21 protein-coding genes are annotated in these 20,577 nt (G+C 73.2%); 9 read left to right on the forward strand and 12 right to left on the reverse strand.

What is annotated here, in order from left to right:
* Window positions 1-93: 93 nt before the first annotated feature.
* The 3 genes from JE024_RS15735 to JE024_RS15745 are packed head-to-tail and all read right to left on the reverse strand — an operon-like array spanning window position 94 to window position 2,641.
* Window positions 94-699 (reverse strand): AAA family ATPase, encoded by a 606-nt coding sequence (locus tag JE024_RS15735; protein WP_205374189.1) that lies wholly within the window; start codon window positions 697-699, stop codon window positions 94-96.
* A gap of 10 nt (window positions 700-709) precedes the next feature.
* Window positions 710-1,384, reverse strand: a complete 675-nt coding sequence (locus JE024_RS15740) for a response regulator transcription factor (protein ID WP_205374190.1) — start codon at window positions 1,382-1,384, stop codon at window positions 710-712.
* A 57-nt stretch (window positions 1,385-1,441) separates the two neighbouring features.
* Window positions 1,442-2,641 (reverse strand): sensor histidine kinase, encoded by a 1,200-nt coding sequence (locus JE024_RS15745; protein ID WP_205374191.1) that lies wholly within the window; start codon window positions 2,639-2,641, stop codon window positions 1,442-1,444.
* Window positions 2,642-2,736: 95 nt separating this feature from the next.
* Between JE024_RS15745 and JE024_RS15750 the strand changes: the two genes are divergently transcribed.
* Both JE024_RS15750 and JE024_RS15755 read left to right on the forward strand, forming a co-directional pair.
* On the forward strand, window positions 2,737-3,750 hold the full coding sequence (locus JE024_RS15750) for an SAM-dependent methyltransferase (protein ID WP_205374192.1): 1,014 nt from the start codon (window positions 2,737-2,739) through the stop codon (window positions 3,748-3,750).
* Window positions 3,747-4,889: an NADH-quinone oxidoreductase subunit D gene (locus JE024_RS15755; RefSeq protein WP_205374193.1), complete on the forward strand. Its 1,143-nt coding sequence runs from the start codon at window positions 3,747-3,749 to the stop codon at window positions 4,887-4,889. The genes JE024_RS15750 and JE024_RS15755 overlap by 4 nt, the downstream gene beginning before the upstream one ends.
* A 205-nt stretch (window positions 4,890-5,094) precedes the next feature.
* Here the strand turns inward: JE024_RS15755 and JE024_RS15760 are convergent, their stop codons facing one another.
* The 4 genes from JE024_RS15760 to JE024_RS15775 all read right to left on the reverse strand — a co-directional run bounded on the left by JE024_RS15760 (window position 5,095) and on the right by JE024_RS15775 (window position 8,777).
* Window positions 5,095-6,129: a coiled-coil domain-containing protein gene (locus tag JE024_RS15760; RefSeq protein WP_205374194.1), complete on the reverse strand. Its 1,035-nt coding sequence runs from the start codon at window positions 6,127-6,129 to the stop codon at window positions 5,095-5,097.
* Window positions 6,130-6,248: 119 nt separating this feature from the next.
* On the reverse strand, window positions 6,249-7,226 hold the full coding sequence (locus tag JE024_RS15765; protein ID WP_205374195.1) for an ABC transporter substrate-binding protein: 978 nt from the start codon (window positions 7,224-7,226) through the stop codon (window positions 6,249-6,251).
* A 160-nt stretch (window positions 7,227-7,386) separates the two neighbouring features.
* Window positions 7,387-8,079 carry an ABC transporter permease gene (locus JE024_RS15770; RefSeq protein ID WP_205374196.1) on the reverse strand — a complete coding sequence of 231 codons (693 nt, stop codon included), beginning with the start codon at window positions 8,077-8,079 and terminating at the stop codon, window positions 7,387-7,389.
* Window positions 8,079-8,777 (reverse strand): ABC transporter permease, encoded by a 699-nt coding sequence (locus JE024_RS15775; protein ID WP_205374197.1) that lies wholly within the window; start codon window positions 8,775-8,777, stop codon window positions 8,079-8,081. Before JE024_RS15775 ends, JE024_RS15770 begins: the two co-directional genes overlap by 1 nt.
* 139 nt (window positions 8,778-8,916) lie before the next feature.
* On the opposite strand from JE024_RS15775, the gene JE024_RS15780 reads away from it, so the two are divergent.
* The 7 genes from JE024_RS15780 to JE024_RS15810 all read left to right on the forward strand — a co-directional run bounded on the left by JE024_RS15780 (window position 8,917) and on the right by JE024_RS15810 (window position 14,709).
* Window positions 8,917-10,086, forward strand: a complete 1,170-nt coding sequence (locus JE024_RS15780) for an ABC transporter ATP-binding protein (RefSeq protein ID WP_205374198.1) — start codon at window positions 8,917-8,919, stop codon at window positions 10,084-10,086.
* A 331-nt stretch (window positions 10,087-10,417) separates the two neighbouring features.
* Window positions 10,418-11,608, forward strand: coding sequence for a phosphatidylglycerol lysyltransferase domain-containing protein (locus JE024_RS15785; protein WP_205374199.1), 1,191 nt, complete (start codon window positions 10,418-10,420; stop codon window positions 11,606-11,608).
* Window positions 11,605-12,462 (forward strand): dihydropteroate synthase, encoded by an 858-nt coding sequence (folP, locus tag JE024_RS15790; protein WP_205374200.1) that lies wholly within the window; start codon window positions 11,605-11,607, stop codon window positions 12,460-12,462. Before JE024_RS15785 ends, folP begins: the two co-directional genes overlap by 4 nt.
* Window positions 12,459-12,905 carry a nuclear transport factor 2 family protein gene (locus JE024_RS15795; protein WP_205374201.1) on the forward strand — a complete coding sequence of 149 codons (447 nt, stop codon included), beginning with the start codon at window positions 12,459-12,461 and terminating at the stop codon, window positions 12,903-12,905. Before folP ends, JE024_RS15795 begins: the two co-directional genes overlap by 4 nt.
* Before the next feature lie 292 nt (window positions 12,906-13,197).
* Window positions 13,198-13,557: a dihydroneopterin aldolase gene (folB, locus tag JE024_RS15800; protein WP_205374202.1), complete on the forward strand. Its 360-nt coding sequence runs from the start codon at window positions 13,198-13,200 to the stop codon at window positions 13,555-13,557.
* Window positions 13,554-14,153 (forward strand): 2-amino-4-hydroxy-6-hydroxymethyldihydropteridine diphosphokinase, encoded by a 600-nt coding sequence (gene folK / locus JE024_RS15805; RefSeq protein WP_205374203.1) that lies wholly within the window; start codon window positions 13,554-13,556, stop codon window positions 14,151-14,153. Before folB ends, folK begins: the two co-directional genes overlap by 4 nt.
* Window positions 14,154-14,220: 67 nt before the next feature.
* Window positions 14,221-14,709, forward strand: coding sequence for a DUF3180 domain-containing protein (locus JE024_RS15810; protein WP_205374204.1), 489 nt, complete (start codon window positions 14,221-14,223; stop codon window positions 14,707-14,709).
* Between the two features lie 58 nt (window positions 14,710-14,767).
* Here the strand turns inward: JE024_RS15810 and JE024_RS15815 are convergent, their stop codons facing one another.
* The 5 genes from JE024_RS15815 to tilS form a co-directional block, all read right to left on the reverse strand.
* A complete protein-coding gene (locus JE024_RS15815; RefSeq protein ID WP_205374205.1) occupies window positions 14,768-15,760 on the reverse strand; it encodes an aldo/keto reductase in 993 nt (330 codons plus the stop codon).
* 103 nt (window positions 15,761-15,863) lie between these two features.
* The gene (folE, locus tag JE024_RS15820; RefSeq protein WP_205374206.1) at window positions 15,864-16,469 is read right to left on the reverse strand and encodes a GTP cyclohydrolase I FolE; all 606 of its coding nucleotides are present in this window, start codon (window positions 16,467-16,469) and stop codon (window positions 15,864-15,866) included.
* A 109-nt stretch (window positions 16,470-16,578) separates the two neighbouring features.
* A complete protein-coding gene (gene ftsH, locus JE024_RS15825; RefSeq protein ID WP_205374207.1) occupies window positions 16,579-18,603 on the reverse strand; it encodes an ATP-dependent zinc metalloprotease FtsH in 2,025 nt (674 codons plus the stop codon).
* Between the two features lie 187 nt (window positions 18,604-18,790).
* A complete protein-coding gene (hpt, locus tag JE024_RS15830; protein ID WP_205376560.1) occupies window positions 18,791-19,330 on the reverse strand; it encodes a hypoxanthine phosphoribosyltransferase in 540 nt (179 codons plus the stop codon).
* Between the two features lie 40 nt (window positions 19,331-19,370).
* Entirely contained in the window at window positions 19,371-20,438 is a 1,068-nt protein-coding gene (tilS, locus tag JE024_RS15835) for a tRNA lysidine(34) synthetase TilS (RefSeq protein WP_205374208.1), read from the reverse strand.
* Window positions 20,439-20,577 lie beyond the last annotated feature (139 nt).

Here is a 20,577-nt window from a genome sequence, read left to right on the forward strand (position 1 = left end):
GCGCGGGGCGCGGGCCAGGCCGTCGAGGCCGATGCGCCGGACGCTGACGGATTACGGAACGCGGAACGCCGGGCGCGGGGCGCGAGGCGCGGGTCAGTCGAAGCGGATGTGCCGGATGCCCGTCCACGCCCTGCGCAGCCGGTGCCGGAGCGGGCCGTCGGTGTTCGGCAGCGGCCGCAGCCCGGCGGAGCGCGCGATCCGGTCGGCCACCTCGGGGACGGGGGTCCCGTCGGTGCGGATGTGCTCCGCGAACAGCGGGTCGGCGAGGCGCTCCAGGCAGTGGTCGAGCCGGTGCACGGCGAAGCTCTCGCGCCTGAGCCCCCGCCCGAGGCCCCGCTCCCGCAGCCGCCGCAGCACCGTCTCCCGGTCGGCGAGCAGCGCGAAGTGGCGCACGTCGTGCCCGCCCTCCTCGCGCAGCCGCACCACGATCTCCTCGAAGTACGCCGGCTCGACGAGCGTCATCGGGGCGATCACCACGCCCTCGTGCCTCCGCAGGGCGAGATCGAGGACGTCGTGGACGCCCTGCCGCCAGGCGGGCAGGTCCTGGAAGTCGCCGCGCAGGGCCGGCGGGGTCATGCGGTGGAGTCCGAAGCCGACGTGCTCGGGGTCGCAGACGACGCTGCCGGGCAGCCGGCGCAGCAGTTCGTGGGCGGTCTGCGTCTTGCCCCCGCCGAAGGGGCCGTTGATCCACAGCAGCACGGCCGGGGCCTCAGCGACCGCCGCCGCCCGCGCGGACCAGCCCGGTCTCGTAGGCGAGGACCACCACCTGGACCCGGTCGCGCAGGGCCAGCTTGGTGAGGATGCGGCCCACATGGGTCTTCACCGTCGCCTCGGACAGCACCAGCCGGGCGGCGATCTCGCCGTTGGAGAGCCCCTGCGCGACGAGCAGCATCACCTCGCGCTCCCGCTCGGTGAGCCGCTCCAGCTCCTTGTGCTGCGGCTCCTTGCCGGAGCTGGGGAGCATCGGGGAGAAGCGGTCCAGCAGCCGGCGGGTGGTCGACGGCGCGACCACCGCGTCGCCGCTGTGCACGGAGCGGATGGCGCCGAGCAGTTCGCCGGGCGGCACGTCCTTGAGCATGAAGCCGCTGGCCCCGGCCTTGAGCCCGGAGAAGGCGTACTCGTCGAGGTCGAAGGTGGTCAGGATCAGCACCTTGGGCGGGTTCGGGGCGGCGCAGATGCGCCGGGTCGCCTCCACACCGTCCAGCCTCGGCATGCGCACGTCCATCAGCACCACGTCCACGGCGGTGGAGCGCAGGTTCTCGATCGCCTCGGCGCCGTCACCGGCCTCGGCGACGACCTCCATGTCCGGCTGGGCGGCGAGCACCATGCGGAAGCCGGTGCGCAGCAGCACCTGGTCGTCGACGAGCATCACACGGATGGACATGGGGCCGGTCCTCGTTCTCTCGGATGGGCGGGCGGGCACGGTCGCACGGGGCAGACCCTAATGGGCCGGTTTGAGCGGCAGAAGCGCGCTGATCCGGAAGCCGCCGCCGGGGCGGGGCCCCGCGTCGAGCGTGCCGCCGACCATGCCCACGCGTTCGCGCATGCCGATGAGTCCGTGGCCGCGCCCGTCCGCGCCGCCGTCCTCGTACAGCTCGTGGGAGGCGCCGCGGCCGTCGTCCTCGACGAGCAGCCCGAGGCCGTCGTCGAAGTAGACGAGGCGCACGCTCGCCCCCGCCTCGGGGCCGCCGTGCTTGCGGGTGTTGGTGAGGGCTTCCTGCACGATGCGGTACGCGGTGAGCTCGACCCCGCTGGGCAGCGGGCGCGGCGTGCCCTCGACCTTGAAGTCGACGGTCAGCCCCGCGCGGCGGACCTGCTCGACCAGGTCCTCGATCTGCTCGACGTCGGGCTGCGGGACGTACTCGCCGCTCTCCGGGGCGTCGGAGGTGCGCAGCACACCGAGCAGCCGGCGCATCTCGGCCAGGGCCTGGCGGCCGGTGCCGGAGATGGTCTCCAGTGCCTGGCGGGCCTGGTCGGGCGCGGTGTCCATCACGTAGGCGGCGCCGTCGGCCTGGACGACCATCACGGAGACGTTGTGGGCGACGACGTCGTGCAGTTCGCGGGCGATCCGGGCGCGCTCGGCGGCCACCGCGACCTTCGCCTGCGCCTCGCGCTCCTTCTCCAGCCGGGTGGCGCGCTCCTCCAGCTGGGCGAAGTAGGCGCGCCGGGTGCGTATGGAGTCGCCGAGCACCCAGGCGAGCACGAACGGCGCGGTCATCACGACGGTGAAGAAGATCTTCCCGCCGGCGCCCGTCTCCTCCAGCGGCCAGCGGACCATCGCCAGCGTCGCCGCGCACGCCCCGCCGGCCAGCGCGAAGCGGGAGGCCCAGCGGGGTCCGTCGTGCGCCGCCACCGTGTAGATGATCACCAGCATGGCGAAGTCGGAGGGGAAGACCTCGACGTCGGCGACGAGCTGGGCGACGCCGAGGACGGCGGTCAGCAGCAGCATCCGCTCGGGCATCCGCCGCCGCAGCGCGACCACGACGCTCAGCAGGGCGCCGATGACGACGACCCCCCACCGGTCCCCCGCGTCACCCGGGACACCCGCGGCGGCCGCCACGGTCATGCCGAGGAGCACGACGGCCCAGAAGCTGTCGACGCCCGTCGGGTGTCTGCGGATGAAGTCGTAGAGGCGCTGCACGTGACCAAGCGTAAGGACAGGAGATAGGTGCCGGAGTCAACCGGAGGAGCGATCCAGCGGCCGGGGGCGTACTCCCCAAGGTGGAGACTGAGCACGTGACCCATCGGACGAGCGAATCGCGTGGCTGGCGCCGTGCCGCCGAGGACGCCCTGTACGGCCCCGGCGGCTTCTACCTGCGGCCCGGCGGACCGGCCCGGCACTTCCGGACGTCCGTCCACGCCTCGCCGCTGTACGCCGCGGCCGTCGCCCGGCTGCTGGTCGCCACCGCCGGGGAGCACGGCATCGCCGAGCCGGCCCTCATCGACGTGGGCGCGGGACGGGGCGAGCTGCTGAGCGGTGTGCTCGCGGCGCTGCCCCCCGGTTTCCCGGTGCGGGCGCACGCCGTCGAACGCGCCCCGCGCCCCGAGGGGCTGGACCCGCGGATCGGCTGGCACGGCAGTGTCCCGCGGGGCGAGAGCGGGCTGCTCTTCGCCAACGAGTGGCTCGACAACGTGCCCGTCGACGTCGCGGAGACCGACGACGACGGTGTGCGCCGGCTGGTGCTGGTGGACGACGAGGGCGGGGAGCGGCTCGGCGAGGAGGTCGGCGGCGCGGACGCCCGCTGGCTGGACCGCTGGTGGCCCGACGCGGGCCCGGGCACCCGGGCGGAGATCGGGCGCCCGCGCGACGAGGCGTGGGCCGGGGCCGCCGGGGCGCTGACCGCGGGGCTGGCCGTGGCCGTCGACTACGCCCACACCGCGGAGGCGCGGCCTGTGTTCGGCACCCTCACGGGCTTCCGGGACGGCCGCGAGGTGCGCCCGGTGCCGGACGGGAGCTGCGACCTCACGGCCCATGTCGCACTGGACGCGTGCGCCTCGCCGACCGCCCGGCTGCTGTCCCAGCGGGAGGCGCTGGGCGGCCTCGGGGTGGACGCCGCCCGGCCCCCGCTGGCGCTGGCGTCCCGGGACCCGGCGGGCTACGTCCGCGCCCTGTCACGGGCCGGCGAGGCGGCCGAACTGACGGCGCGCGGCGGCCTGGGCGACTTCACCTGGCTGATGCAGCCGGTCCCGGGCGGGGACCCGCCCGACCGGCCGGGGCGCCGGCCCGCTCTGACAGACTGGACCGTATGACGGAGACCACGGTCGGCATCGGCGGCGCGGCGGAGAGCACCGACATGGTGCTCAACATCGGTCCGCAGCACCCCTCCACGCACGGTGTGCTGCGGCTGCGGCTCGTGCTGGACGGCGAGCGCATCCGGCAGGCCGAACCGGTCGTCGGCTACATGCACCGCGGCGCCGAGAAGCTCTTCGAGGCGCGCGACTACCGCCAGATCGTCATGCTGGCCAACCGCCACGACTGGCTCTCCGCCTTCTCCAACGAGCTCGGCGTGGTGATGGCCGTCGAGCGGATGCTGGGCATGGAGGTCCCCGAGCGCGCGGTGTGGACCCGTACGCTGCTGGCCGAGCTGAACCGGGTCCTGAACCACCTGATGTTCCTCGGCTCGTACCCGCTCGAACTGGGCGGCATCACGCCGGTGTTCCACGCCTTCCGGGAGCGCGAGGAGCTCCAGCACGTCATGGAGGAGATCTCCGGCGGCCGGATGCACTACATGTTCAACCGCGTCGGCGGCCTCAAGGAGGACCTGCCGGCGGGCTGGCTCGGCCGGACCCGCCGCGCCGTCGCCGACGTCCGGTCCCGGATGGACGTCTACGACCGGCTGGTCCTCGGCAACGAGATCTTCCGCGGCCGCACCCGCGGCATCGGCGTCCTGCCGGCCGAGGCCGTCCACGCGTACGGCGTGAGCGGTCCCATCGCCCGGGCCTCCGGCGTGGACTTCGACCTGCGCCGCGACGAGCCCTACCTCGCGTACGGCGAGCTGGGGGACACCCTGAAGGTCGTCACCCGGACCGAGGGGGACTGCCTGGCCCGCTTCGAGGTGCTGCTGGAGCAGACCCACAACGCGCTGGACCTGGCCGACGCCTGCCTCGACCGCATCGCCGAACTGCCGCCGGGGCCGGTGAACCAGCGCCTGCCGAAGGTGCTGAAGGCCCCCGAGGGCCACACCTACGCCTGGACGGAGAACCCGCTCGGCATCAACGGCTACTACCTGGTCTCCAAGGGCGAGAAGACGCCCTACCGGCTCAAGCTGCGCTCGGCGTCCTTCAACAACATCCAGGCGCTGGAGGTGCTGCTGCCCGGCACGCTCGTCGCCGACATGGTGGCCATCCTCGGCTCGCTGTTCTTCGTCGTCGGCGACATCGACAAGTAGCCCTCTCCGCCCGCCCGGCCCGGGCCCGCGCCGCCGGGCCCGCGCCCCGCACGCACCGGACCCCGGCCCCGCGCGCGGTGGCGGGGCCGGGGTCCGGGAAGGCGTCGTTCGGTCGCCCAGTCGTTCAGGCGTGCAGTCGTGCGGGAGACCGCGTCGCGCAGCCGTGCAGACGTCCAGGCGCGCAGCCGTGCAGACGTCCAGTCGTTCAGGAGACCGCGTCGCGCAGCCGTGCCACGTCGAGCTGCTCCGTCTCGTCGTGGGCGGTCAGGTCGATGACCTTGCCGACCGCCCGGGGGTCCTTGGCGCGGGCGGCCGCGAGGGCCTCCTCGCCCACGACGTCGGCGAGGTCCTCGTGCTGCACCGCCTCGATCGCCCTGCGGGCGGGCGGCGCCGCGGGCAGGGCGGCCGGACGGACGTCCTCACCGCCGGGCGCCGCTCCCCCGCCGGTGCCGAAGAAGTCGAAGCCGCCCTCGGGGCGCTTCACCCGTGCGCGCTGGGCGCCGTACGGGACGATGGCCGACGCCGCGGGCACGGCACGGCGGGCGGGGAGGGCGGACGCCGGACGGACGTGCTGCCCGGCCCCGGTGCCCGCCGCGTGCTTCCCCTGGGGTTCGTCCGCCTCCCGTGCGCGCTCGGCGAGATCGCGGGCCCGGGCCTCCTCCACGGTGCGTCTGGCCTCCTGGGCCGCGGCGTTGCGCGACAGGTCGCCGAGGGCGCGGGCGGCGCGGGCGAACAGCTCCGGGGTCGGCGACGTGCCCGCCGCGGGCAGGGCCCTGGCCGGCTCGGACGCCTCGATGGCGAGCTGCCGGCGGCCCTCCAGCGCGCTGGCCCGCTCGGTCTCGGCGTTGGCGTACCGGCGCAGCAGCGCCGCGTGCTCGCCGCGCAGACCGGCGAGTTCGACCCGCTTGGCCCGGAGCTTGGCGTCGAGCTTCGCGCGCAGTTCGCGCGACTCCTCGACGTCCGCCTCGAGTTCGGCTATGCGCTCCTCGGTCTGCCACTGGTCGCTCGCGCGCCCGCGGGTCAGCTCGGCGACCCGGCGGCCGGCGCTCCGGTCCCAGCTGCGCATCAGCACCGCGCCCGTGACGGCGGCCGCCGCCGCGGCGGCCACCAGGGAGCGCAGCATCAGGGCATCACCGACGAACCACGCGCCGGCGGCGCACAGAACCGACGCTCCGGCGACTGCCGACGGCGGCAGCAGCTTGTGCAGGGGCGGGGAATGGCGGTGACGTCCACGTGGCATGGCCCGAAATTTACCGTGCGTAGGCGCCGCATGGGGTGTCGGCCCGGCAAATCTCTGCGAAGAAACACGCGGCACGCCCGGGCCGGGGCTTCCCGCACTTCCCCGGCCCGGATGGCGGCCTACTTGTCGATCAGCCCCTTGGAGCGGAGATAGTCGGCGGCGGCGTCCTGCGGCTTGGCGCGCTCGGCGTCCACCTTGCGGTTCAGCTCGGTGAGATCCTCGGTGCTGAGCACGTCGGTCAGCTTCGCCAGCACATCGGCTATCGCCTTGTCCCCGGCGTCCTTCGCATTGACGACCGGAAGGATGTTGTCGGCGTTCTGGAGCTTCTTGTCGTCCTCCAGCAGCACCAGGCCGTAGCTCTCCAGCGTGGCGTCGGTGGTGGTCGTCAGCACGAGCTGGTCCTCGCCGTCCTTCACGGCCTGCTTGGACTGCGGGGTGCCGACGCCCTTGGGGTCGATGCCCGCGACGTCGATGCCGTAGGTCTTCTTCAGGCCGGGTGCGCAGAACGGCCGGACCTCGCACTCGTCACCGGCGGCGATCTTCACCTTGATCTTCGCGCGGCCGAGATCGGAAAGGGTGGTGAGCTTGTTCTTCTCGGCGAATTCGGCGGACACCGCGAAGGCGTTCTGGTCGACCGCCTTGCCCGCGGGGAGCACCTTCAGCCCGAGCGGCCCGGCGAGCTCGGTGAGTGCGCCGACGGTGGCGTCCACATCACTGGAGGCGACCGGCTTCTCCTCCGGCGCCTTGGCGCCGTTCACCTTCGCGTTGAGGAATTCGGCGAGGGTGGCCGCGTATTCCGGGATGATGTCTATCTCGCCCTTTTCCAGGGCGGGTTCGTACAGTTCACGGTTCTTCACCGTGGTGACCGAGGTCGACCAGCCGGCGTCGGCGAGCAGCTGCGAGTAGAGCTCGGCGAGCACCTTGGACTCGGTGAAGGCGGCGGCTCCGATCACCAGCGAGCCCTTGCCGCCCGAGCCTCCGGCCGCGCCGGAGTCCCCCTTCTCCTTCTCCAGGCTGTCGCCGCCGCACGCGGCGAGAGAACCCGCGAGGGCCACCACACCGAGTACCGCTCCCGCGAGGCGCGAGGTCTTTCCCATCAGGTTCTCCGTCCTGCGGCGGCCGCGGGCCCGCCCGGGCCCGCCGGTCCGCCGTGTCTCGTTCTGCCTGTCCGGTCGTGCCTGTCCGGTCGTGCGTGGTCGCGTCGCCGCGTGGTGCGCGGCTCCGGTGTTCCGGTGCCGGTGCCTGCGCCCGTGGCGGTCACGGGGCGGCCGTGCGGGCGGCCGCCGTGCGGCGCAGCGGGCTGAACAGCCGGTCGGCGGCTATCAGCACCGCCTCGACCAGCAGCGCCAGCCCCGCCGCCAGCAGCGCGCCGGCCACCACCTGGGGCGTGTCGTAGGTGTTGAAGCCCGCCGTGATGATCCTCCCCAGGCCCCCCTGCCCCACCATGGAGGCGATCGTGGCCGTGGCCACCACCTGCACGGCGGCGGACCTCAGCCCGGTCATCAGCAGCGGGTACGCGAGGGGCAGTTCGACGCGGGCGAAGATCTGGCCGCCCGACATCCCCATCCCCCGCGCGGCCTCCACCACCGACCGGTCCACCTCGCGCATGCCGGTGTACGCGTTGGTCAGCAGCGGGGGTATCGCGAACAGCACCAGGGCGATGACCGTGGGCAGGTACCCGGCGCTGCGCAGCGGCGTGAGCATGAACAGCGCGAGCACCGCGAAGACCGGCACGGCCCGCCCGGCGTTGGAGATGTTGACGGCCAGCGCGCCGCCCCTGCCGATGTGCCCGAGCCACAGGGCCACCGGCAGTGCGATCGCGCACGCGAGGAGGAGCGACACCCCGCTGACGTACACGTGCTCGGCCAGCCGGTGCCAGGCCCCGCTCGGACCGGACCAGTTGGACCCGGTCGTCAGCCAGGTCCACACCTCGGCGGGTACTCCGCCCATCAGCTCTTCGCCTCCGCCGCGCGGGCCCGGGACCAGGGGGTGAGCAGGCGCTGGGCACCCAGCAGCAGCAGATCGGCCACCGCGGCCAGCAGCACGCAGAGCACCGAGGCCGTCAGCACCTGCGCCTTGAAGGTGGTCTGCACCCCGTCGTCGATCAGGTTGCCCAGGCCGCCCTTGCCGACCAGCGCCCCCACCGTCGTCAGCGCGACCGTGGAGACGGTGGCGATCCGCAGGCCGGCCATCAGCGCGGGCAGCGCCAGCGGCAGTTCCACCTCGACCAGCAGCCGGAAGGGCCCGTACCCCATCCCGCGCGCGGCCTCGCGAACCTCCTCCGGCACGGCCTGGAGCCCGGCGAGGATGTTCCGCACGAGGATGGTGAGGGAGTACAGCACCAGGCCGGTCACCACGAGCGCCGCGGACAGCCCGAAGACCGGCAGCAGCAGCGAGAACATGGCGAGCGACGGAATCGTGTAGAGCAGCGTCGTCAGGCCGAGCACCGGCCCGGCGAACCGCGGCCTGGCCCGCACCAGCAGTGCCAGCGGCAGCGCCACGGCGAGCCCTATCAGCACCGAGGCGACGGTGATCCAGACGTGCTGGACCGTCGCGTCGGTCAGCTCCCCGCTGCGGCTGCGCAGGTACTCGCCGCATATCCAGTCGTTCGCCACGAGGCAACCGCTCGCGGCCCGCTCCCCTGTCATCGCTTCTCACCTCCCCCGCAAACGCCGAACACATGTCTGACGATCGGTGACGACCCTAACCCCGGCCACCGACAATCGCCGAGGACCGCCACAGTGCAGCAACATGGCCTTCACACACCGGCCGTCACAATGGGGAGCCATGATCCGTTTCGAGAACGTCACCAAGCGGTACGCGGACGGCACGGTCGCTGTGGACGACCTCACCTTCGAGGTCGCGGAGGGCGAACTCGTCACGCTGGTCGGCCCGTCGGGCTGCGGCAAGACGACCACCATGAAGATGGTCAACCGCCTGATCGAGCCGACCTCCGGCCGGATACACGTGGACGGGTCGGACATATCCGGGGTCGACCCCGTCCAGCTCCGCCGGCGCATCGGCTATGTGATCCAGCAGGTCGGCCTCTTCCCGCACAAGACCGTTCTCGACAACACGGCCACCGTGCCCCATCTGCTCGGCACCTCCCGCGCGAAGGCGCGCGCCCGCGCCGCCGAACTCCTCGAACTGGTCGGGCTCGACCCGGCCGTGCACGGCGGCCGCTATCCCGAGCAGCTCTCCGGCGGCCAGCGCCAGCGCGTGGGCGTCGCCCGCGCCCTCGCCGCCGATCCGCCGGTGCTGCTGATGGACGAGCCGTTCGGCGCGGTCGACCCGGTGGTGCGCGAGCACCTCCAGAACGAGTTCCTCAAACTCCAGTCCCAGGTGCGCAAGACGATCCTCTTCGTCACCCACGACATCGAGGAGGCGGTGCGGCTCGGCGACCGCATCGCGGTCTACGGCGAGGGCCGGATCGAGCAGTTCGACGCCCCGGCCGCCGTGCTCGGCGCCCCCGCGAGCGACTACGTGGCCGACTTCGTCGGCGCCGACCGGGGCCTGAAGCGCCTCGGGGTGACGCCCATCGAGCAGGGCGACCTCGAACAGCCGCCCGTGGTCCACCTCGACGACCCGCTGCCCCGCCCGCTCGACGCCCGCTGGGCGGTGGTCCTCGACGAGGGGGAGCGCCTGCACGGCTGGATCTCCGCCGATCACGCCCGGCGCGGCGGCACGGTCCGCGACCACGCACGCCGGATGGAGGCGTGGCTTCCGGTCGGCGCCTCGCTCAAGCAGGCGTTCGCCACCATGCTCCAGCACGATGCCGGATGGATCGCGGTGATCGACGAGGAGGGCCGCGGCGACTTCCTCGGCGTGCTCACCCCGGCCCGGCTCCACGAGGCCCTGCGCCGCTCGATCGACGCGGACGCCCAGTCCGTGGCCCGCGCGGACGTGCCCCTGGAGTCCATCACCACGACGCCCCGCCCCACCACCGGCAAGTCCTGACGGGGGCGCGCCCGGCGGGGGCGCCCGGCCACCGGAGCAGGCACCGGGCCGCCACTGCCCCGCGCCCCCGCCGGGGCCCCCGGCACGGACCCGGCCGACTCCGCCGACCCCCTGCCCCTGCCGACCCGGGCGACTCCGCCGCCCCCGCCCCGGCCGACTCCGCCGCCCGGCGGACTCCCGCCCGCCGGCAACACCCGCCCGCGCGGCGGAAATCCGCGGTTCCGGATGAACCGGCTCAGGACGGGTGTCGTCCTAGAGGGCGCCGGCCGCCCGGGACCGGCCGATCAGAGGTCCGTCCGGGCGCGGAGACGACCCGGAGTCACGAGAAGCGATGTCTGCAACGGTGGACGGGGACACGACACCATCGACCCCGTACGGGGCGGCGCGCCCGGTGCGCCGGATCCTGCGCGGCCCCCGCCCCGGCGCGCTGCCGGGCCCGGCCGGGGCCGCCTGTGCGGCCGTCGGGCTGCTCGACGTGGCGGCCGGCACGCTCCCCCGGTTCCGGCCCGGCAGCCCGCACGCCTCCGGCGACCTGCTGCCCGGCGCGCTCGCCCCGGGCGCCGCGGCGCTCTCGCTCGGTGCCGGCGTCCTGCTGCTGCTGATCGCCCACGGCCTGGGGCGCCGCAAGCGCCGGGCCTGGTGCGCGGCGGTCGTCCTGCTGCCCGCCGGGGCCGTCGCCCAGGCCGGGTACCGCCACTGGACTGCGGGTGCCCTGCTGTCGCTGGCGCTGCTGGGGGTGCTGGTGCGCCGCCGCGGCGAGTTCGCGGCGGCGCCGGGGCCGCGCAGCCGCTGGCGCGCCCTCGCCGCCTTCGTCTCCCTGGGCGCCGGATCGATCGCCCTGGGCCTGGTGATCGTCGGCGTCCACCCGCGCACCGCGGAGGGCAGCGCCGGGCTGACCGACCGCCTGGAGCATGTGATGTACGGGCTGTTCGGCGTCGAGGGGCCTCTCTCGTACGCCGGCGGCGACGCCGGCACGGTCGCCTGGACGCTCGGCACGCTCGGGCTGCTGACCGCCGCGACCACCGGCTATCTGGCCCTTCGCCCCGCGGAACCCGCCGCCCGCGCCGCGCCCGGCGAGAAGGAGCGGCTGCGCGCCCTGCTGCGGGCGCACGGCGGGCCGGACGCCCCCGGGCACCGCCCGGCGCGCAGCACCACCGGCGTGGTGTTCTCGCCCAGCGGCAGGGCAGCCGTCCGCTACCGGGCCGCCGCCGGGGTGATGCTCGCCTGCGGCGACCCCGTCGGGGAGAAGGCGGCGTGGCCCGGCGCCATCGAGCGCTTCATGGACGAGGCACGGGCCCTCTCCCGGACCCCGGCGGTGACCGGCTGCTCCCCCGCCGGGGCGGAGGTCTGGGCCCGGGAGACGGGTCTGGACCCGTGGGAAGGGGACGGCGGAGGAGACGGGGACGGGAACGACGCGGCGGCCGGCTCCCCGGCCGGGCGGGTGGGGCGCGCCGGGCGCGGGGCCCGCGGCGGATCCCGGCGCGCCGGGATCCGGACCGAAGACCCTAGGCTGGAGACATGAACAGCTTGAGCGGACGGGGCAGCGCCGACGGCCTGCCGGAGTGGGACCGCTGCGCGGTCATGGGCGTGGTCAACGTGACGCCCGACTCCTTCTCCGACGGCGGCCGCTGGTTCGACACCACCGCCGCGGTCAAGCGCGGCCTCGACCTGGTGGCGCAGGGCGCCGACCTCGTCGACGTCGGCGGCGAGTCCACCCGGCCCGGCGCCAGCCGGGTCGACGAGGAGGAGGAACTGCGCCGGGTCGTCCCCGTGGTGCGCCAGCTGGCGCACGAAGGGGTCGTCGTGTCGGTCGACACCATGCGCGCCTCGGTCGCCGAGCAGGCCGTCGCCGCCGGTGCCGTCCTGGTCAACGACGTCAGCGGCGGCCTGGCCGACCCCCGGATGGTCCCGGCGGTCGCCGGCACCGGGGCGCCGTTCGTCGTCATGCACTGGCGGGGCTTCAGCGAGGACATGAACAGCAGGGCGGTCTACGGCGACGTGGTCACCGAGGTCGTCGGCGAACTCCGCGCGCGGATGGAGGCCGTCGTGGACGGCGGCATCGCCCCGGAGCGGATCGTCGTCGACCCCGGCCTCGGCTTCGCGAAGGCCGCGGAGCACGACCTCGCGCTCCTCGCCGGCCTCGACCGGCTGCGCGCCCTCGGCCGCCCCGTCCTCGTCGCCGCCTCCCGCAAGCGGTTCCTCGGGCACGTACTGGCCAGGGAGGGCACACCGCCCCCGGCCAGGGAGCGGGACGCGGCGACGGCGGCCGTCTCGGCGATCGCCGCCCACGACGGGGCCTGGGCCGTGCGGGTGCACGAGGTGCGGGCCACCGCGGACGCCGTCCGGGTCGCACGCGCCGTCGAGGGCGCCAGGTGAGCGCCGCGGACGCCGAAGAGGTCGAGAAGGCGAACACCGCGTTCTACGAGGCGATGGAGGAGGGGGACTTCGAGGGCCTCTCCGGGCTGTGGCTCGACGAGGACATCTCGTGCGTCCACCCCGGCTGGCCCGTGCTGACCGGGCGTGGCGAGGTGCTCCGCTCCTACGCGCTGATCATGGCGAACACGGAGTACATCCAGTTCTTCCTGACCGATGTGAAGACCGTCGTGGCCGGCGACACCGCCCTGGTGACGTGCACCGAGAACATCCTCAGCGGCGGGCCGGCGGAGCAGGCGGGCGAGCTGGGCCCGCTGGTCGGACAGCTCGTCGTGGCCACCAACGTGTTCCGCCGCACCCCGGACGGCTGGAAGATCTGGTCCCACCACGGTTCACCCGTTCTGACGGAGACGGACGACGAGGACGACGAGGAGAGCCCCTCGTGAGCGGGGACGGCCCCTCGTGAGCGAGGACGGCCCTTCATGAGCGGGGACGGCCCCTCGTAGGCGAAGACATCCCCTCGTGAGCGGGACAGCCCCTCGTAAGTGGGTATGCGCCTGTCATGGGGTTCGCCCGGACCCCTCCCGGGTATACGCGGCTACCCGGCCCGCGAGGACCCGCCAAGGCCCCCGTGGGCGAAGGCCGTCGGTGCCCGCAGGTAGATTCGGGTGCGGGTACCGCGCCACCCGCACGTGGCGGAACCCGTTTCCGCCAGTAAAGAAAGCAGGAGTGATTCGCGTGGATCGTGTCGCGCTGCGCGGCCTCAAGGCCCGCGGGCACCATGGCGTCTTCCCCCGGGAGCGGGAGGAGGGGCAGACCTTCATCGTCGACCTGGTGCTGGGCCTGGACACCCGCCCGGCGGCGGCCGACGACGACCTGGCGAAGACCGTGCACTACGGCGTGGTGGCGGAGGAAGTCGTCGCGGTCGTCGAGGGCGAACCGGTCGACCTGATCGAGACGCTGGCCGAGCGCATCGCCCAGCAGTGTCTGAAGCACGGCGGTGTCGAGGAGGTGGAGGTGGTGGTGCACAAGCCGGACGCACCGATCACGGTGCCCTTCGACGATGTGACCATCACGATCACCCGGAGCCGAGTATGAACCAGGCAGCCAGCGACCCGACCGTGCAGCCGGTGCCCACGTCCGTGGTGGAACAGGTGGACGCGGCTGACGTCACCCTCTCCAATCCCAAGCACGCCGTGATCTCCCTCGGCTCCAACCTGGGCAACCGCCTGGAGACCCTCCAGGGCGCCGTCGACGCCCTGGAGGACACCCCCGGCCTGCGGGTCAAGGCGGTCTCCCCGGTCTACGAGACGGAGCCCTGGGGCGTCGAGCCCGGCAGCCAGCCCTCGTACTTCAACGCGGTCGTCGTGATCCGGACGACGCTGCCGCCGTCCTCCCTGCTGGAGCGCGGTCAGGCCATCGAGGAGGCGTTCGACCGCGTCCGGGAGGAGCGCTGGGGCCCGCGCACGATCGACGTCGACATCGTCTCCTACGCGGACGTCGTCTCGGACGACCCCGCCCTCACGCTGCCCCACCCGCGCGCCCACCAGCGCGCCTTCGTGCTGGCCCCCTGGCACGACGTCCAGCCCGAGGCGCAGCTCCCCGGCCGGGGCGCGGTCGCCGAGCTGCTGGCCGGGGTCGGCGCGGAGGGCGTGCAGCCCCGTTCCGACCTGGAACTGCGCCTGCCCGAGTAGTCGTTAGGCTCGTACGGGAAGATCCGTGCGGCGGCGCACGGCGGGACTGCGAAGGGCGGCTCACTCGGTGAAGCAACTACGGCTCGGTGTACTGGCCGGTATCTTCGCCGCGGCCGGGGTGCTCTCCTGGGGCGCCGCCCGTCTGTGGGACTCGCTCGGGACGCTGCCGAGCGTGCCGCTCGCCGCGCCGATCGTGCTCGGGGTGATCGCCGCCGTGCTCGCCGCCACGGCGCTGTCCCTGCGGAACCGGCTGAAGGCCCAGCGCGAGCGCCGCCCGGGCGCCAAGGGCGTGGAGCCCATGATGGCGGCCCGCGCGGTGGTCTTCGGCCAGGCCAGCGCCCTCGTCGCGGCACTGGTGAGCGGGATGTACGGCGGCACGGGCGTCTTCCTGCTCGGCCAGCTCGACGTCCCCGCCCGCCGCGACCAGGCGATCTACGCGGGCTTCGCGGTCGTGGCGGGCATCGCCGTGATCGCGGCGGCCCTGTGGCTGGAGCGGGTGTGCCGGCTCCCCGAGGACGGCGACGAGGACAACGACACGGCGGCCCGCGCGGCCTGACCGGCCCCGGGATCCGGCGGGCGCGGGCGCCGCCACCACGGCGCCCGCGCCCGGACCGTCAGAGCAGGGTGCCGCCGGCGACCTCGGTTGCCGCGAGCACGGCCGCCAGCCGCTCCCGGACGTCGCCCGGCAGCCCGGCCGAACCCGCGGCGAGGTTCTCCTCGATGTGCGCGGGCGTACGGCTGCCCGGGATGGGCACGGCGTGCGCGTCCTGGTCCAGCAGCCATGCCAGCGCGAGCTGGGCCGGCGTGATCCCCAGTTCGCCGGCGATGCCGCGCACCGGCGCGAAGCGGTCGTGGTTGGTCTTCAGGTTGGCGGCGTCGAAGCGGGGGGCGTTCTCCCGGAAGTCGCCCTTCGCGACCTCGCCGACGGTCCCGCTCAGGAAGCCGCTGCCCAGCGGCGCCCAGGGCACGACGCCCACACCGAGCTCGCGGGCGGCGGCGAGCAGGTCCGGGTCGATCGGTCGCCACATCGACCACTCGGTCTGCACGGCGGCCACCGGGTGCACGGCGTGGGCGGCGCGGAGCTGTTCCGCGGTGACGTTGGAGAGCCCGAGGTGGAGCACGAGCCCGTCCGCGACCAGCTCGGCGACGGCGCCGACGGTGTCCTCCAGGGGCACCTGGGGGTCGGGGAAGTGCGGGTAGTAGAGATCGATCCGGTCCGTCCCGAGGGCGCGCAGACTGGCCTCGGCGTAACCGCGCACGTACCGGGGATCGGCGTTGACGGCCAGCTCCCCGAAGGCGAACCCGACGGGGAACGGATGGGGCTCGACGCCCTCGGGGAGCCGGAAGCCGAACTTGGTGGCGATGGCCACCTCGTCCCGCCGGCCCCGCAGCGCATGGCCGACGACGCGTTCGTTGTGGGCGTCGGCCCCGTAGCCGTCGGAGGTGTCGAAGAAGGTCGCGCCGGCGTCGGCTGCGGAGAGCAGGGCCCGCTCGGCCCGCGCGTCGTCGATCTCGCCGTAGGCGCCCGGCGAGAGGACCATCGCGCCGAATCCGATGGCGGACACCTCGAGACCGCCGAGCCGGCGGGTGGGCAGCTTCGATGTCATGTGCCGGATCGTTTCACCAACTCCCCCGGCCCGCGCGGGATTTGCTCACCATCCGGACGCCACCGCCCTGCGCCGCCCGGCCGGCAGCAGCGTACCGCCGCGCTCAGCGCGCCATGATCAGGCTCATCGCCTCGTTGCGGGTGGCCACGTCCCGGAGCTGGCCGCGCACCGCCGAGGTGATCGTCTTGGCGCCCGGCTTGCGGATCCCGCGCATCGACATGCACATGTGCTCGCACTCGACGACCACGATCACCCCGCGCGGCTCCAGGATCTTCATCAGGGAGTCGGCGATCTGCGTGGTCATGCGCTCCTGCACCTGCGGGCGGCGCGCGTAGACGTCGACCAGGCGGGCCAGCTTGGAGAGGCCGGTGATCTTGCCGGTGACCGAGGGGATGTAACCGACGTGGGCCACCCCGCGGAACGGCACCAGGTGGTGCTCGCAGGTGCTGTACACCTCGATGTCCTTCACCAGGACCATCTCGTCGTGGCCCAGGTCGAAGGTGGTCGTCAGCACGTCCTCCGGCTGCTGCCGCAGCCCGGCGAAGATCTCCTTGTACGCGCGCGCCACCCGCGCCGGGGTCTCCTGGAGACCTTCGCGGTCCGGGTCCTCGCCCACGGCCAGCAGCAGCTCGCGCACGGCGTTCTCCGCCCGCTTCTCGTCGAACTCGGCGATCCTGCCTTCGCCGTTCAGCGTCACCGGGTCGGTCATCTGTGCCTCGTTCCTGTGTGCTCTGGCCGCGGACACACGAAAATGCCGCGCCCCCAGGCTAAAACCTGGGGGACGCGGCATCCATTCCGGGGCCGTGCGAGGCGGTGCCTCAGGCCTCGGGGCGTTCCTCGGTGACGGGCTCGGCCGGAGCCTTGGTGATGTCGGTCACCGTGGGGGCCGTGCCGTTCGCCGCGCCGTTGGTGAGTGCGAGCTCCTTGGGGGAGAGCACCGGCGGGCGGGTGGAGGGGGTACGGCGGGAGGAGCCGGTCCACGCCGGGCGGGCCGGGCGCTTGACGATCGGCGCGAAGATCTCGGCGATCTCCTCCTTGCCCAGCGTCTCCCTCTCCAGGAGCTGGAGCACCAGGTTGTCCAGGACGTCCCGGTTCTCGACGAGAATCTCCCACGCCTCGTTGTGCGCGGTCTCGATCAGCTTCTTGACCTCGTCGTCGACGAGCGCGGCGATCTCTTCCGAGTAGTCGCGCTGGTGCGCCATCTCGCGGCCGAGGAACGGCTCGGAGTTGTCGCCGCCGAACTTGATCGCGCCCAGACGCTCCGTCATGCCGTACTGGGTGACCATCGCGCGGGCCGTGGCCGTCGCCTTCTCGATGTCGTTCGCCGCGCCGGTGGTCGGGTCGTGGAAGACGAGCTCCTCCGCGGCCCGGCCGCCCAGCATGTAGGCGAGCTGGTCGAGCATCTCGTTGCGCGTGGTCGAGTACTTGTCCTCGTCCGGGAGCACCATCGTGTACCCGAGCGCACGGCCGCGGGACAGGATCGTGATCTTGTGGACGGGGTCGGAGTTGGGGGACGCCGCGGCCACCAGGGCGTGTCCGCCCTCGTGGTACGCGGTGATCTTCTTCTCCTTGTCCGACATGATCCGGGTCCGCTTCTGCGGGCCCGCGACCACACGGTCGATCGCCTCGTCCAGCGAGTGGTTGTCGATCAGCTTCTTGTCGCTGCGCGCCGTGAGGAGCGCCGCTTCGTTCAGCACGTTCGACAGGTCGGCACCGGTGAAGCCGGGGGTCCGGCGGGCGACGGCGCCGAGGTCGACGTCCGGGGCGACCGGCTTGCCCTTCTGGTGGACCTTGAGGATCTCCAGACGGCCCTGCATGTCCGGACGGTCGACGGCGATCTGCCGGTCGAAACGGCCGGGACGCAGCAGCGCCGGGTCGAGGATGTCGGGCCGGTTGGTGGCGGCGATCAGGATGACGCCGCCCTTCACGTCGAAGCCGTCCATCTCGACGAGGAGCTGGTTGAGGGTCTGCTCGCGCTCGTCGTGACCGCCGCCGAGACCCGCGCCGCGGTGCCGGCCGACGGCGTCGATCTCGTCGACGAAGACGATGGCCGGGGCGTTCGCCTTGGCCTGCTCGAAGAGGTCCCGGACCCGGGAGGCGCCGACGCCGACGAACATCTCGACGAAGTCGGAGCCGGAGATCGAGTAGAACGGGACGCCGGCCTCGCCCGCGACGGCGCGGGCCAGCAGGGTCTTGCCGGTGCCGGGCGGGCCGTACAGCAGCACACCCTTGGGGATCTTGGCACCGACGGCCTGGAACTTGGCCGGCTCCTGGAGGAACTCCTTGATCTCGTGGAGCTCCTCGACGGCCTCGTCGGACCCCGCCACGTCGGCGAAGGTCGTCTTGGGGGTGTCCTTGGTGATGAGCTTGGCCTTGGACTTCCCGAAGTTCATGACCCGGGAGCCGCCGCCCTGCATCTGGTTCATCAGGAACAGGAACACCACGACGATGAGGACGAAGGGCAGCAGAGAGAGCAGCACCGAGACGAACGGGCTCTGCTTGGACGGCGAGACCGTGTAGCCCTTCTCGATCTCACCCGCCTCGAACTTCTCCTGCAGCTTGTCGGCGAGATCGACGCCCTGGGAGCCGATGTAGCTGGCCTGCACCTTGGTGCCGCCGTCTACCTTCTGGCCCTCCTTGAGCTCGATCTTGATGATCTGCTCGTCGCCGGTGGTCAGCTTGGCCTGCTTGACCTGGTTCCTGTCGATCGCCTGGACCACCTGGCCGGTGTCCACCGTCTTGTAGCCGCCGGACGAGCCGACGACCTGCATCAGCACGACCACGGCGAGGACGGCCAGCACGATCCACATGACCGGCCCACGGAAGTATCGCTTCACGTCCATCCATACGGGGCGAGAACGCCCCGTCCCTCCTGCCCGTAGGTAAATGCCGCTGTTGGGACTTGCTATGAGACTGCTATGGGAACAGACAACTGTTCCTGGGACGGTACCCCAGCATTGTCACGGGCGACCGCCTTCCCTTGCCCCAACGGCGGAAAGGCGGGCTGGGTTCCCCAGCGTGCCCGTGGGCTCAGCCCCCGTAGACGTGCGGCGCGAGCGTGCCGACGAACGGGAGGTTGCGGTACTTCTCGGCGTAGTCGAGGCCGTAGCCGACGACGAATTCGTTCGGGATGTCGAAGCCGATCCACTTCACGTCGATCGCGACCTTCGCCGCGTCCGGCTTGCGGAGCAGCGTGCAGACCTCCAGGGAGGCCGGCTCGCGCGAGCCGAGGTTGGTGAGCAGCCACGACAGGGTCAGACCCGAGTCGATGATGTCCTCGACGATCAGGACGTGCCGGCCCTTGATGTCGGTGTCCAGGTCCTTGAGGATCCGCACGACACCGGACGACTGGGTGCCCGCGCCGTACGAGGACACCGCCATCCAGTCCATGGTGACGGGGGAGGCGAGCGCACGCGCCAGGTCCGCCATCACCATCACGGCGCCCTTGAGGACCCCGACGAGCAGCAGGTCCTTGCCCGCGTACTCCGCATCGATCTTGGCCGCCAGTTCGGCGAGCTTCGCGTCGATCTCTTCCTTGGTGATGAGCACCGACTGGAGGTCGCTGCCCATGTCCTTCTCGTTCACCCGCGTCGCTTTCTGTCTCGGCGGTTCAGCCTTGCCGAATGACCAGTCTGCCACCCTGCCGACGCGCCTGAACCCGGCCGGGCAGATTGATGGCCCCCTGACCGCGCCATCCGGTGATGAGCCGGTCCACCTCCTCGACATGCCGGGCGAAGAGCGACCCGGCCGGTGAGCCGGCGTCGATGGCGGCCCTGCGCAGCACCCGGCGCCGCACGGCGGGCGGCAGCGAGAACAGCTTCGCGCACTCCAGCTCACCGGTGTCGTCGCGCACGTCGGCGGCGGCGTCGGCGGCCCAGCTGTCGAGCGCGTCGGCGTCGTCGCGGGAGAGCTGCGCGGTGCGGGCCAGCGCCTCGACGACGCCCTTGCCGAGCGCCTTCTCCAGGGCGGGCAGGCCCTCGTGGCGCAGCCGGGAGCGGGTGTAGGCGGGATCCGCGTTGTGCGGGTCGTCCCAGACGGGCAGCGACTGGACGAGACACGCCTTGCGGGCCGTCTGCCGGTCGAGCTGGAGGAAGGGTCTGCGGTAACGGCCGGCCGCCCCCGAGACGGCGGCCATGCCCGACAGCGAACGGATGCCGGAGCCGCGGGCGAGGCCGAGGAGCACGGTCTCGGCCTGGTCGTCGCGGGTGTGCCCGAGCAGGACGGCCGACGCGCCGAGCCGCTGGGCGGCCTCGTCGAGGGCCGCGTAGCGGGCGTCGCGCGCGGCGGCCTCGGGCCCGCCCGCACGGCCGACGTGCACGGTGACGGCCTCGACCGGGTCGAGGTCCATGGCGGCGAGTCGTCCGGCGACCTCGGCGGCGCGCTCGGCGGAGCCGTCCTGGAGGCCGTGGTCGACGGTGATCCCGCCGGCCCGGACGGAGAGTCTGGGGGCCTCGAAGGCGAGGGCGGAGGCGAGCGCCATGGAGTCGGCGCCGCCGGAGCAGGCGACGAGCACGAGCGGTTCCGGCCGGCCGGTGGCGACGCCGCCGGCCCCGGCGCGGGCCGGGGAGGCGGCCGCGAGCGCGGCACCGCCGGAGTGCACGGCGTGCTGGGTGAGGACTTCGTGGAGGACGCGGCGGACCGCCAGGCGTATCGCCGCGACCGCAGGATGGGGACCCATGTCCGGTTCCCTTCGTGGAGATTCGGGAGGGGGTGGCTCGGACGCCGGCGGGGGCGGCCCCAGGGGACCGGCCACCCCGAGCCGGTCACTCAGAGTGCGTCGATGGTGACAGAACCGAGCCAATACCCGAGCATTGCAC

The organism is Streptomyces zhihengii (genome assembly GCF_016919245.1).
Taxonomy (GTDB): Bacteria; Actinomycetota; Actinomycetes; order Streptomycetales; family Streptomycetaceae; genus Streptomyces; species Streptomyces zhihengii.

Bases quoted from the DNA above. Each gene is read 5' to 3' on its own strand.
- JE024_RS15740 (WP_205374190.1), bottom strand. From the start codon at position 1,384: ATGTCCATCCGTGTGATGCTCGTCGACGACCAGGTGCTGCTGCGCACC.
- JE024_RS15755 (WP_205374193.1), top strand. From the start codon at position 3,747: ATGACGGAGACCACGGTCGGCATCGGCGGCGCGGCGGAGAGCACCGAC.
- JE024_RS15760 (WP_205374194.1), bottom strand. From the start codon at position 6,129: ATGCCACGTGGACGTCACCGCCATTCCCCGCCCCTGCACAAGCTGCTG.
- JE024_RS15765 (WP_205374195.1), bottom strand. From the start codon at position 7,226: ATGGGAAAGACCTCGCGCCTCGCGGGAGCGGTACTCGGTGTGGTGGCC.
- JE024_RS15770 (WP_205374196.1), bottom strand. From the start codon at position 8,079: ATGGGCGGAGTACCCGCCGAGGTGTGGACCTGGCTGACGACCGGGTCC.
- JE024_RS15775 (WP_205374197.1), bottom strand. From the start codon at position 8,777: ATGACAGGGGAGCGGGCCGCGAGCGGTTGCCTCGTGGCGAACGACTGG.
- JE024_RS15780 (WP_205374198.1), top strand. From the start codon at position 8,917: ATGATCCGTTTCGAGAACGTCACCAAGCGGTACGCGGACGGCACGGTC.
- JE024_RS15785 (WP_205374199.1), top strand. From the start codon at position 10,418: ATGTCTGCAACGGTGGACGGGGACACGACACCATCGACCCCGTACGGG.
- folP (WP_205374200.1), top strand. From the start codon at position 11,605: ATGAACAGCTTGAGCGGACGGGGCAGCGCCGACGGCCTGCCGGAGTGG.
- folK (WP_205374203.1), top strand. From the start codon at position 13,554: ATGAACCAGGCAGCCAGCGACCCGACCGTGCAGCCGGTGCCCACGTCC.
- JE024_RS15815 (WP_205374205.1), bottom strand. From the start codon at position 15,760: ATGACATCGAAGCTGCCCACCCGCCGGCTCGGCGGTCTCGAGGTGTCC.
- folE (WP_205374206.1), bottom strand. From the start codon at position 16,469: ATGACCGACCCGGTGACGCTGAACGGCGAAGGCAGGATCGCCGAGTTC.
- ftsH (WP_205374207.1), bottom strand. From the start codon at position 18,603: ATGGACGTGAAGCGATACTTCCGTGGGCCGGTCATGTGGATCGTGCTG.
- hpt (WP_205376560.1), bottom strand. From the start codon at position 19,330: ATGGGCAGCGACCTCCAGTCGGTGCTCATCACCAAGGAAGAGATCGAC.
- tilS (WP_205374208.1), bottom strand. From the start codon at position 20,438: ATGGGTCCCCATCCTGCGGTCGCGGCGATACGCCTGGCGGTCCGCCGC.